Genomic DNA, 13208 nt, shown 5'->3' with positions numbered 1-13208 from the left:
ATTTTATGAAACGATTATCAATATATATGTTGGCGGCTGGTATGGCTGCGTTATCTACTTCGTGTTCGGATTTTCTGGATACGGTGCCTAAGGATCAGTTGGCTCCCTCTACCACATGGCAGACAGAGGCGGATGCGAAGGGCTTCATAGTAGGCTGTTATAAGGATTTGCTAGATGGAAATACGTTGCTTTATCTGGATTGTGGCTCAGATATAGGCTATAATAATTTCCCTTGGGAAGGATTCCGCCCGTGGGGGGATGGGTCATTGTCTAGTTCTAATCCTGGGCAGATCCTTTATGATTACAAGTCGATTCGTAAGGCGAATACATTCTTGGAGAATGTAGACAAGGTGACGTTTTCTAGTGACGCTGTAAAAGCTAATTATGTGGCTCAAGCTAAAGCGATCCGTGCTTATAAGTATTTCTTGATGAATTGGTGGTATGGTGGTGTGCCTATTATTAGTTCTTATTCAAGTGCAGACGAGGCTAAAGTGGAACGCAATACGGAACAAGAGGTACGCGATTATATAGCTAAGGATTTAGACGAGGCCTTAGCTGGGATCGCGGAGGCTCCGGAGGCTCGTGGCTATATCGCTAAAGGTGCTGTTTTAGCTATCAAGATGCGTGAGGCTTTGTATTATGGTGATTGGCAAAAGGCAAAAGACGCAGCTAAGGCAATCATTGATTTGAAGCAGTATGAGTTGGATCCGGATTATACGAATCTTTTTAAGGTATCGGGAGTGGATTCTAAAGAGATAATCCTAGCGGATCAGAATATTGAGACGTTGGACGGATTGGGAACCATCGGGCAAATGTACAATAATGTAGACCAAGGTTGGTCTTCTATCGTCCCGACCCAGAATTTGGTGGATATGTATGAAATGTCTGATGGATTGACGAAAGAAGAGTCGAAGACTTATGACGCAAAGCATCCGTTTGCGAATCGCGACCCTCGTATGGCCATGACCATTTTATATCCGGGACGTGACTGGAGAGGTGATATCTTGAATACTTTAGATGAGAAACTTCAAGATGGTACTGTCAACAAGAACTTCCCGACTTATACAGATAATGCTTCCAAGAGTGCTTTGACTTGGGCGAAATACTTGGATCCGATGGATCAATATGGAGATGTTTGGAGTTCGGGAGCTTGTCCGATCGTATTCCGTTATGCGGAGGTTCTATTGACGTATGCGGAGGCTGCGAATGAGCTGAGCGGTCCTTCTGATGAGATCTATGGTTATTTGAACCAGATCCGCCAGCGTGTAGGAATGGGGGAAGTGGATAAGGCTAAATATGGGACGAAGGATAAACTTCGTGAATTGATCCGTCGTGAGCGTACGGTAGAGTTGGCCGGCGAAGGCTTGCGCCGTGCGGACATCGTCCGTTGGCAGGAAGATGGAAAGATGCTTGCCGAGAAAGTCATGAATGGTGATTTGTTACGTGTTACAGGAACGATTAATTATGGGGAGTCTGAGCCTACTAAACGTGCGGAAATCACGGGTACGGCTGTTATTGAGACTCGCCAGTTCTCTTCTCGTAACCGTTACTTGCCGATTCCTCAAACAAGCATGGATAAGAATCCGAACTTGAAACAGAATCCGGGTTATTAATTTCCTATAAAGATGTTAGATAAAGAAGGGGGAAGGCCGAGAGGTTCTCCCCTTTTTTAGTTACATTTGGCGAATATTGAGATTGTATGTCTCATGTGCTTAAGTATATAAATTGATTCCGTTATGAAAAAGAAACTGATAGTTTTTGCCTGCTTTCTTCTCGTATCCTTGTCTTGTTTGCCGCAGTTGCCTGTACGGTTGAACGAGCGTTCGGTGGTGTTAAATACGTCTACCGGGGCATTAAAAGGGAAGATGGTAACTCCCAATCAGGAGTCCGGTTATCCTGTGGTATTGATCATCCCCGGCTCCGGCCCTACGGATATGGACGGGAACTCCGCCGCCTTGCCGGGTAAGAATAACTCCCTTAAATACTTGGCGGAAGGGCTAGCGGGAAAAGGTATCGCTTCCTTGCGGTATGATAAACGGGGTATCGCCTCCAGCGCCTCAGCGGGAAAGGATGAGTATTCCATGCGTTTCGAGGACGGGATCAAGGACGCACGAGGCTGGATCGATTATTTGAGCCGGGATAAACGTATTTCCGGAATCTATGTGTTGGGGCATAGCGAGGGAGCGTTGGTCGGTATGGCGGCTTCGGTGGATAACCCGAAAGTGAAAGGATACATTTCGGTGGCGGGTGCGGGGCGTCCGGCCTATGAGATCGTGGAGGAGCAAATGGCGGGTCAGCCGGAAGTGATCCGGGACATGGTAAAGTCGATAAATGCGTCCTTGAAGGGAGGGAAGCTCGTACCGGACGTGCCGATCGGCTTACAATCCTTGTTCCGTTCGTCGGTACAGCCTTATATGATCTCATGGTATACGTATAATCCGCAAGAAATCATCAAAAAATTAAAAGTGCCGGTGTTGATTTTACAAGGGGATAAGGATATGCAAGTATCCGTAAAAGATGCCGAACTGTTGAAGCAAGCCCAGCCTTCGGCGGATTATCATTTGATTGGAAATATGAACCATCTGATGAAGACCTGCGATACGATGGACCAGCAGAGGCAAATGGCTACCTATACCGATCCCGCCCTTCCGTTGCATAAGGATGTGCTGATATTAATTGAAAAGTTTGTGAGTAAACCTTGAACTGTTGTATCTTTGCGGTCATAAATTAAAGAGACAGTATGATTTCGGTTGAAGGACTAACAGTTGAGTTTGGCGGTTTTACGCTTTTTGATGACATTTCATTTGTGGTAAACAAGAAGGACCGTATCGCCTTGGTGGGCAAGAACGGTGCGGGTAAATCGACGATGTTGAAGATATTCGCCGGTTTGCAATCACCCACTTCCGGAACTGTTAGCGTACCGAAAGATGTTACGATCGGGTATTTGCCCCAGCACATGCAATTAGTTGATACCCGTACGGTGCGGGAGGAGGCGGAATGCGCTTTCGAGCATATCCATGAGATGGAGGAGGAGATCAACCGCTTGAATACCCAATTGGCGGAGCGTACGGATTATGACTCCGAGAGCTATCAAAAGCTGATCGATCGTGTCACGTACCTATCCGAGCATTTCCAGATGATGGGAGGAAACAACTACCATGCGGAGTTGGAGCGTACATTGGTCGGATTAGGCTTTAGCCGTAGCGATTTCGACCGCCCGACGTCTGAGTTCAGCGGAGGCTGGCGTATGCGTATCGAGCTGGCAAAGCTCTTACTCCGGCAACCGGACGTGTTGTTGCTGGACGAGCCGACGAATCATCTGGATATAGAATCCATCCAATGGCTGGAGAACTTTATCGCTACCCGTGCCAACGCCGTGATCTTAGTATCGCACGACCGTGCCTTTATTGATAATACGACTTTCCGCACCTTGGAGATCGAATTAGGCAAGGTCTACGATTATAAAGTGAAATATTCGGAGTACGTCGTACTTCGCCAAGAACGCCGTGAGCAGCAGCAGCGCGCTTATGAGAACCAACAAAAGAAATTGGCCGATACCGAGGCGTTTATCGAGCGTTTTCGTTATAAAGCCACGAAGTCCGTACAAGTACAATCCCGCATCAAGCAATTGGAGAAGGTGGAACGTATCGAGGTAGACGATGTGGATACAGCCATGCTGCGGCTGAAATTCCCGCCTGCTCCCCGTTCCGGCTCCTATCCGGTGATTTGTGAGGAGGTGGCGAAGCGTTATGGCGATCATCTGATCTTCGACCATGTGACGCTTACGATCAACCGGGGCGATAAAGTAGCTTTCGTCGGAAAGAACGGCGAGGGTAAATCTACCTTGGTGAAATGTATCATGGGAGAGATTGCCGATTTCACCGGAAAGCTCCAATTAGGTCATAACGTGAAGATCGGTTACTTCGCCCAGAACCAAGCGCAACTATTGAACGAGAATCTTACCGTTTTTGATACGATCGATTACGTAGCGCAAGGAGATATCCGCTTGAAGATACGGGATATCCTAGGCGCTTTCATGTTTGGTGGCGAGGCTTCCGATAAGAAGGTGAAAGTCCTGTCGGGTGGCGAGCGTACCCGTTTGGCGATGATCCGCTTGTTATTGGAGCCGGTCAACCTGCTGATTCTCGATGAGCCGACGAACCACTTAGATATGCGTTCGAAAGACGTGCTGAAAGACGCCTTGAGGGAGTTCGACGGCACGGTGATTCTGGTTTCCCACGACCGTGAGTTCTTGGATGGCCTAGTCGATAAGGTCTATGAGTTCGGTAACCAGAAAGTCGTCGAGCACTTAGGCGGCATCTATAATTTCTTGGAGCATAAGAAAATGGATAGCTTGCGTGAATTGGAACGTTCTACCGGGACGAGCACTTCCACATCCGGTACCGGTGAGGCTCAGGTATCTCAAAACAAGCTCTCCTATGAGGCAAGGAAGGAACTGAGTAAAGCGATTAAGAAAGCGGAGAAAGCAGTTGCCGAGGCCGAGGCCCGTATCTCGGAGCTTGAGAATGGCATTGCCGTTATCGAGGCGAAGCTGGCTACGCCGGAAGGTGCCTCCGACGCTTCTCTCTACGGTGAATATTCTGCCCTAAAAAAAGAACTTTCCGATGCGATGGATCTATGGACCGAACGGACAATGGAGTTGGAAGAGCTAAATACGCAGGATTCATGAAAAGGCTGCTAGTCAGTGAAAGGCTGCTTATCTGATCTTTTTGATCCAAATACTCCTGTTTTCGTGACAAGCGCTTGCCGTTGATGACGCAAAATAGCGGAAGGGAGAGTACGAGAGCTGGCTTTTAAAGGGGAGAATATCCCTTTTCTCATGCGTGATAGGCTGCGTTGGGCTACGCCAGTACTGCCATCGGCCGATGCGTATGCCGCCGTTGGGCATCGTGACTACTCAAGAATAGGGTTATGACTACTCGTGAATAGGCATTCTTACCCTGCTAGAACCGTATTGTAACCCTATAAATGATACCAATCTCTCCCTTTGATATGAATTAGGATGAATTGATTTCGCTAGAATAAAAGGCTGTTTTGGGGTATGGTGTTGGCCATTAGTTGATTACTGAAATTTTCTTTCGGATTTAGAGGCGAGCTGTACTTAGGGCCCGGAATATTCGATTCTCCGGAGGTTCGGATTACAAAGTGTCATTTTGATTATTCTTTGAAAATAACCTCTAATAGCTTACTCGTTTTAAAAAGAAAGTCCTTAACTTTGCTATCCAAAGAAACGCGAAAGCTTAAAACACATATCATGTTAACACAGATCATTAATGGAAAGATTCTTACCCCGCAAGGCTGGCTGAAAGACGGCTCGGTACTGATAAGCGACAGTAAGATTTTAGAAGTAACAAACTGCGACTTAGCGGTAGTAGGGGCAACCTTGATAGACGCCAAAGGTATGTATATCGTTCCCGGGGGTGTGGAAATTCACGTGCATGGAGGTGGAGGCCGTGATTTTATGGAAGGCACCGAGGACGCTTTCCGTGCGGCGGTAGCCACGCACATGAAACACGGTACGACCAGTATCTTCCCCACCTTATCCTCTTCTACCATCCCGATGATCCGTGCCGCTGCCGAGACCACCGAGAAACTGATGGCCGAGAAAGATAGCCCGGTTCTGGGGCTTCACTTAGAAGGACATTATTTCAACATGAAAATGGCCGGTGGCCAGATCCCGGAGAACATCAAGAATCCCGATCCCGAGGAATATATCCCTCTGTTGGAGGAAACGCATTGCATCAAGCGCTGGGACGCCGCTCCGGAACTTCCGGGAGCGATGCAGTTCGGTAAATATATCACCTCGAAAGGCGTACTCGCCTCGGTAGGGCATACCCAAGCCGAGTTTGAGGATATCTTGACCGCTTATGAGGTAGGTTATACCCACGCCACCCATTTCTATAACGCCATGCCGGGTTTCCATAAACGCCGCGAGTATAAGTATGAGGGAACGGTGGAAAGCATCTATCTGCTCGATGATATGACCGTCGAGGTCGTTGCGGATGGTATCCATGTGCCGCCTACGATCCTTCGTCTGGTCTATAAGATAAAAGGTGTGGAACGCACTTGTCTGATCACGGATGCCTTGGCTTGCGCCGCCAGTGATAGCCAAGTCGCTTTCGATCCCCGTGTCATCATCGAGGATGGCGTGTGTAAGTTGGCCGACCGATCGGCCTTGGCGGGTAGTGTCGCCACGATGGACCGCCTGATCCGTACGATGGTGCAGAAGGCCGAGATTCCCTTGGAGGATGCCGTGCGTATGGCCTCGGAGACTCCCGCCCGTATCATGGGCGTATCCGATCGCAAGGGAACCTTGCAGCGGGGCAAAGACGCCGATATCGTCTTGTTGGACCGTGACTTGAATGTCCGTGCGGTCTGGGCGATGGGTAAGTTGGTTGAAGGTACGAATAAACTATTCTAAACAAGAACGATTATGTTGACACAAATTATAAATGGCCATATCCTTACTCCGCAAGGTTGGATGAAGGATGGTTCCGTATTGATTAGCGATGGGAAGATCTTAGAGGTTACAAATAGCGATTTAGCGGTGATTGGCGCCAAGGTGGTGGACGCGAAAGGAATGTCTATCGTCCCCGGTTTCGTGGCGATGAATATCCATGGCGGTGGGGGCTTCGACTTCTCCGAATGTACGGAAGAGGCTTTTCATGGTGCGGTAGCTGCCCATCAGAAGCATGGGGCCACGACGATATTCCCTACCGTGTTGGCTCCGGAAATTGGGGTGATCGATAAGGCGGTGGCCGTATGCGAGGAGATGATGAGGAAAAAAGACGGCCCTATCTTGGGATTGCATATCGAGGGACCGTATCTGAATCCGAAGATGGCGGCGAGCCTGTTTATCGATAAGGAGAATTCCGCCGACCCGAAAGAATATAAAGAGATATTGGAACGCACGGATTGCATCAAGCGTTGGGATTCCAGCCCGGAGATACCGGGTACGCTTGAGTTCGCCCAATACTTGAAGTCGAGGGGAATCCTGCCCGCTATCTCGCATACGGAAGCGGAGTTTGATGATATTAAGACCGCTTACAACGCCGGTTTCACGCATGCGGCCCATTTCTATAACGCTATGCCGGGCTTCCATAAGCGTCGGGAATATAAATACGAGGGAACGGTGGAAAGTGTTTTCTTGATGGACGATATGACGGTAGAGGTGATCGCTGATGGGCGTCATTTACCCTCTACGATCCTCCGATTGGTCTATAAGCTGAAAGGAGTGGAACGTACTTGCTTGGTTACGGACGCTCTTTCTTGCGCCGCCAACGAGGGTAAGCCTTTATCCGATCCCCGCATTATCATTGAGGATGGCGTATGCAAGTTGGCGGATCACTCCTCATTGGTGGGAAGTATCGCTACGATGGACGTATTGGTGCGTACGATGGTGCAGAAAGCGGATATTCCCTTGGCCGACGCCGTGCGTATGGCTTCGGAGACTCCTGCCCGCCTGATGGGGGTAAGCGATCGCACCGGAACCTTGCAAAGAGGGAAGGACGCGGATATCGTGATCTTGGATCGTAAGTTGAATGTGCGTGCGGTATGGAGCATGGGAAATTTAGTTCCGGAGACAAATACATTGGTCTAAGCTCGTTAATAATATAAGGAAGGGACTGTCTTGGCTGGCCGGGACGGTTCTTTTTTATTTTTAGGCGATATAGATCAAACCTTTCGGCTAATAAATTTGTTCTATCAACGTATGGCGATATCAGTACTTATTTCATATATTTGTGATTCAAGTAAGATTGTAATACTAAATCAATAATTAAACATGAAAACGAACCTTAGTTCTCAAATTACTCTGACGCGTATACCGTTGCGGTATTATCGCCCGGAAAATGCTTTCGAGCATTCTGTTTTAACCCGTTTGGAAAAGATTCCGACAAACATTTACGAATCGGCCGAGGAAGGTTCTTTCGCTATCGCTAAAGAGATAGCAACACAAATCCGTAAAAAACAAGATATCGGTAAGCCCTTCGTGATCGCTTTACCCGGAGGACGTTCTCCGCTAAGCGTTTACAAGGAGTTGATCCGTATGCATAAAGAGGAGAAATTAAGTTTCCGCAACGTGATTGCTTTCGTGGAATATGAGTTCTATCCATTGGCTAATCCCAGCGCCGGAAATCTGGCTCGCCTAAAAGAGGAGTTATTCGATCAGGTCGATATCGATCCTGCGAATATCTATTGCCCGGACGGAAGCATGCCGAAAGACGCTATCCTAGATTTCTGTCGCCAGTATGAGGAGACGATCCAATCCGTGGGAGGTATCGATTGCATGTTGCTAGGTATCGGTAACTCCAGCAATATCATGTTCAACGTGGGTGGAACGACGATCAGCTCGCGTACCCGTATGGTCTTGTTGGAAGGTGCTTCTCGCAAGGAGGCTGCCCGTACGTTCCCTTCGCTGGAGAATGTACCGGCCGGTATTATCACGATGGGTATCTCTACGATGATGAACGCCCGCAGCGTGATCTTGATGGCTTGGGGCGAGGATAAGGCTAGTATTGTCGCTAAGACCGTTGAGGGCAAGGTTAGCGATGCCGTTCCTTCCAGCTATTTGCAGAATCATGCGAACGCTAAGGTCGTGATTGATCTTTCTGCTGCTTACGACCTGACTCGTATCAGCCATCCTTGGTTGGTGACTAGCTGCGAGTGGGATAATAAGTTGATCCGCCGTGCGATCGTTTGGTTGTGTCAGTTGACGGACAAACCGATCTTGAAATTGACAAACAAGGATTATAGCGAGCACGGATTGGGTGAGTTGTTAGCCCTGTATGGTTCGGCGTATAATGTAAATATCAAGATATTCAACGATATCCAGCATACGATTACCGGATGGCCGGGTGGTAAACCGAACGCCGACGATTCCAATCGTCCGGAGCGTGCTAACCCGTATCCGAAGAAAGTGATCGTATTCAGTCCGCACCCGGATGATGACGTGATCTCCATGGGCGGAACCTTGCGTCGTTTGTGCGACCAGCATCATGATGTGCATGTGGCTTACGAGACTTCCGGTAATATTGCCGTAGGCGACGAGGAGGTAATCCGTTATTGCGAGTATTTGCGTGATGTATGTGAGAAATACTCTCCCGACTCGGCCGTGAAGGATAAAGCGAACGAGATCATCAACTACCTGCGTTACGAGAAGGTGGAGAACGGCGAGCCGGAGAGAAAGGATGTCCTCTTTATGAAAGGAACGATCCGTCGTGAGGAAGCCCGTCACGGTTGCCGCTACTCGGGCGTGAAGGACGATCATGTTCATTTCTTGGATCTTCCGTTCTACGAGACCGGATTAGTGAAAAAGAATGATTTGAGTGAGGCCGACAAGGATATCGTAAAGGCGCTGTTGCTCGAGATCAAGCCGGATCAAATGTTTGTCGCCGGTGACTTGGCTGACCCGCACGGAACTCACAAGGTTTGTCTGGATGCCGTACTGGCCGCTATCGACGAGGTGAAAGACGAGGAATGGATGAAGAACTGCCGTGTATGGATGTATCGCGGCGCATGGGCAGAATGGGAAATGGACCATATCGAGATGGCCGTACCTATCAGTCCGGAGGAGTTGCGCTTCAAACGTAACGCTATCTTGAAGCATCAATCGCAGGCCGAGAGCGCTCCGTATCTGGGTGACGACGAGCGTTTGTTCTGGCAGCGTGCCGAAGATCGCAACCGTGCTACTGCGGAGTTGTATCGTCAATTAGGTTTGGCTTCTTATGAGGCGATCGAGGCGTTTGTACAATATATCCCGTTGAGATAATATCTAGCGATAGAATAATCTGAAAGCCCTATCTGATTAAGTTCGGATAGGGCTTTTTGTTTTTGTGTTATTTTTTTCGTGTGGGCGTAAGTAGATCTGTTTCTATGATCGTATATAGATAAAGGAGAAGCCTTGAATTGTCTAATATAATACAAGAAATGTCCACATTGAGCATGAAAGACTATATTATTAAGAACCATGAGTTAGATAAATTTAAATTATTATATCTGGAGAATGCCCCCAGACTGATCTTTTATGCCTCGAAATATGTGGATAGCGATACGGCGGAAGATTTAGTGCATGATATATTCATCAAGATCTGGCAAAAGAAAGAGATTTATTCCGTGGAAGAAGGCTTGAAGACATACCTATTCCGTTCCGTTCAAAATGCTTGCCTCGATTACCTAAAGCATAAATCAATAGAAATGACTTATGCGGATGAGGTTGCTCGTAGACTAAAGATAGAGGAGATAGGTTATTATAATCAGTCGGATGCGGCGGAGCTGGAGAAAGAGCGTCTGGACTCCGTTTACCGGGAAATAGCCAAGTTACCGGACAGATGCCGAGAGGTTTTTACGTTGGCTTATGTGGACGGGAAGAAATCAGTGGAGATCGCAGGAATGCTAAATATCTCTCAACGTACGGTAGAGGCGCAACTCTATAAAGGATTGAAGATCATACGGAATGTGTTGGCACTTCTGGCACTGGTTTTATTTTTTAGATGAAAATACGGTAGAATACGTAAGTAAAAAGAGGGAACCGGTCGTATATATTATAAATGAAACAGAAAATGGAATTTAATAATTCGATAGAAGAACTGATCATACGCTATTTGCAGAACGAGATTCAAGAGGATGAACTTCGGGTGTTGGATGCTTGGATTCATGAGAGTGACGCTAATAAAGCCCACTTCTTTGAGCTTAAGGGGCTTTTTGACACTCGGAAAGAAGTGGCGTTCTTGAACCATTATTCCGTGGAGCGTAGTTGGGAGCGAATGGCTGGAAAGCTGGATGCGATCTCTGGCGTATCTGTGAAATCCAAGGTCCTTGGCAAACAGTTCTGGCTTTCATTCTTGAGATATGCGGCGATTATCGTAATCGCTATGGGAATAGGTGTGGGTATGAATCAATGGATAAGCAATCGTTTATATGCTGGCGATACGGAATATAACGAGATTGTAGTGGAAAAAGGCGGACGTGCGAACACGCTATTGCTATCCGACGGCAGTAAGATCATACTCAATGCCTCCACCCGTTTTAAATACCCCACCTCTTTTAATGGAGATGAGCGTGTGGTTCATCTGGAGGGTGAGGCCTATTTCGAGGTTGCGAAGAATCATTCGAAACCTTTCATCGTAAAACTAAAGAACCAACAAATCACGGTACTCGGAACCTCATTCAATATACAGGCTTTCAACGATGATCGTTTTAGCGTCACCACCTTATTAAGTGGTAGTATCCTATTGGAATCTTTTGACGCTCAAGGACGGAAAATGAGTAGTATGAAGCTAAAGCCGAACCAGCAAGCCCGGTCGGATAACCGGACCGGCTCTATTTTCTTGTCAGAGACAGATGCCTCGATCTCGAACGCTTGGGTAGGTGGGAAATATCGTTTCAAGGATGAGACCTTAGTCTCTATCGTAAAACGTATGGAGAATTACTATGGGGTAAATATCCGCTTGGCGCATGACAGTCTGCGGAACATCCGCTACACAGGAACCTTCTCCTTGGATCAAGGTATACAAGAGGTGCTAGATATTATTAACTCGGAGAAACAATTCACTTTCACGAAAGACGGAAAAGATATCCTGATATCGGCGAGGAGCAAATAACAAAATAATAGATGTATAACCTTAAACATTCGAATTGCCTATGACAAATACCTGATCACAAAAAAGAATCGGGACTGACACCACTCACCCCCGATTCTTAGACGTTCATTATTCGTTTAATCACCTTTATCGCTGTCCTCTAAAAAGTAGCGAGCAAGGTAAGTCATTAATAAAAAATAATTACAAACTTACAGAAAATCTTTGGAATAACCGACAAAAGAGGTTGAAATGTCACTGAAATGCCTATCTATAAAGCGTTTATAGTGCCAGGTGAAGCCAACCGCAAAAAACGGGAAACGCAAAGGAAAGCAGTTCTATGAAGCAGAACGGTTTTCAAATCGTTACCCGAAGCGGGATGCATTTTTAACGCTCCCTGCATTGATTGCGCCGTTCTGCGCCGATTTGCTTATCAAGGTCTAACTCGTTGAGTAATAACTTTGCAAACAAAAAAACGAGTATGGCAAGAAGTACATTCAAAGTGCTGTTCTACGTGAACGGCAGCAAGGAGAGAAACGGCATTGTCCCCATCATGGGACGAGTGACAATCAACGGGACTGTGGCGCAGTTCAGTTGCAAACAGAGTGTCCCGAAAACGCTTTGGGACATCAAGGGCAACCGAGCCAAAGGCAAGAGCAAGGAGGCACGGGACATCAATTTGGCATTGGACAACATCAAGGCGCAAATCATCAAGCACTACCAACGCATATCCGACCGTGAAGCGTTCGTAACTGCAGAAATGGTGCGCAATGCCTATCAGGGCATCGGAAGCGAGTACGAGACATTGCTCAAAGCATTCGACCGTGAAAACGAGGTGTTCAAGAAACGTGTCGGCAAGGACAGGGTTATGGCAACCTACCGTTCACGGGTGGTGGCGAGAAACCATGTGGCAGCGTTCATCAAGTCTTTCTACAGACGGACGGACATGTCCATGCTGGAGATTACGCCCGACTTCATCAAGGAGTTTGCCGCCTACCTCTCAACGGAAGCGGGACTGCACAACGGGACGATATGGGAAAAGTGCATGTGGCTGAAAGGCGTTGTCATGCGTGCGCACTTCAACGGTCTGATACCGAGAAATCCGTTCGCCCAATTCCACATCAGCCCGAATGTAAAGGAACGTGAATACCTAACGGAAGACGAACTGAAAGCGTTGATGACGCACGAGTTCGGGGATGCCAAGCTGTCCTATATCCGTGATATTTTCGTTTTCGCCAGCTTCACCGCCCTCTCTTTCGTGGACATCAAGGAACTGACCTATGACAATATCGTGGAAGTGAACGGTGAGAAGTGGATATTATCCAAACGGCACAAGACAAAAGTGCCGTTCCAAGTGAAACTGCTGGATATACCCTTGCAGATAATAGAGCGTTACCGTCCTTTGCAAGAGAATAATCTCGTGTTCCCCAATCTCAACTACTGGTCTATCTGCAAACCACTGAAAAAGGTGATGAAAGAGTGCGGGATAACAAAGGACATCTCGTTTCACATGAGAAGACATTACGAATTGTCTTTATCGCTGAATTTGAATAGTTTGCAAAGATTCGTTTCTTGATGGGTAACGATTTAGAAACAAGCGAAGTTCTGTAT

General features: G+C 47.4%; 9 protein-coding genes. All 9 read left to right on the top strand.

Features of this window, described 5'->3' with window-relative positions; genetic code table 11:
- Window positions 1–5 precede the first annotated feature (5 nt).
- The gene (locus D7V92_RS17450; RefSeq protein WP_036617318.1) at window positions 6–1613 is read left to right on the top strand and encodes a RagB/SusD family nutrient uptake outer membrane protein; all 1608 of its coding nucleotides are present in this window, start codon (window positions 6–8) and stop codon (window positions 1611–1613) included.
- 123 nt (window positions 1614–1736) lie between these two features.
- A complete protein-coding gene (locus D7V92_RS17445) occupies window positions 1737–2702 on the top strand; it encodes an alpha/beta hydrolase (protein WP_121773390.1) in 966 nt (321 codons plus the stop codon).
- A 38-nt stretch (window positions 2703–2740) separates the two neighbouring features.
- Window positions 2741–4690, top strand: coding sequence for an ABC-F family ATP-binding cassette domain-containing protein (locus D7V92_RS17440; RefSeq protein ID WP_048928023.1), 1950 nt, complete (start codon window positions 2741–2743; stop codon window positions 4688–4690).
- Between the two features lie 585 nt (window positions 4691–5275).
- Window positions 5276–6442: an N-acetylglucosamine-6-phosphate deacetylase gene (gene nagA / locus D7V92_RS17435; RefSeq protein WP_036617327.1), complete on the top strand. Its 1167-nt coding sequence runs from the start codon at window positions 5276–5278 to the stop codon at window positions 6440–6442.
- A gap of 12 nt (window positions 6443–6454) precedes the next feature.
- Window positions 6455–7621, top strand: a complete 1167-nt coding sequence (gene nagA / locus D7V92_RS17430; protein WP_036617330.1) for an N-acetylglucosamine-6-phosphate deacetylase — start codon at window positions 6455–6457, stop codon at window positions 7619–7621.
- 183 nt (window positions 7622–7804) lie between these two features.
- The gene (locus D7V92_RS17425; RefSeq protein WP_008774090.1) at window positions 7805–9790 is read left to right on the top strand and encodes a glucosamine-6-phosphate deaminase; all 1986 of its coding nucleotides are present in this window, start codon (window positions 7805–7807) and stop codon (window positions 9788–9790) included.
- A gap of 158 nt (window positions 9791–9948) precedes the next feature.
- Window positions 9949–10515 carry an RNA polymerase sigma-70 factor gene (locus D7V92_RS17420; RefSeq protein WP_008778039.1) on the top strand — a complete coding sequence of 189 codons (567 nt, stop codon included), beginning with the start codon at window positions 9949–9951 and terminating at the stop codon, window positions 10513–10515.
- 65 nt (window positions 10516–10580) lie between these two features.
- Window positions 10581–11621 (top strand): FecR family protein, encoded by a 1041-nt coding sequence (locus D7V92_RS17415; RefSeq protein WP_199718919.1) that lies wholly within the window; start codon window positions 10581–10583, stop codon window positions 11619–11621.
- Window positions 11622–12078: 457 nt separating this feature from the next.
- Window positions 12079–13173: a phage integrase SAM-like domain-containing protein gene (locus D7V92_RS17410; RefSeq protein WP_370036539.1), complete on the top strand. Its 1095-nt coding sequence runs from the start codon at window positions 12079–12081 to the stop codon at window positions 13171–13173.
- The last annotated feature ends 35 nt before the right edge of the window (window positions 13174–13208 follow it).

Source organism: Parabacteroides sp. CH2-D42-20 (assembly GCF_003670185.1).
Classification (GTDB): domain Bacteria; phylum Bacteroidota; class Bacteroidia; order Bacteroidales; family Tannerellaceae; genus Parabacteroides; species Parabacteroides distasonis.
This window is presented reverse-complemented; position numbering and strand designations above follow the sequence as displayed.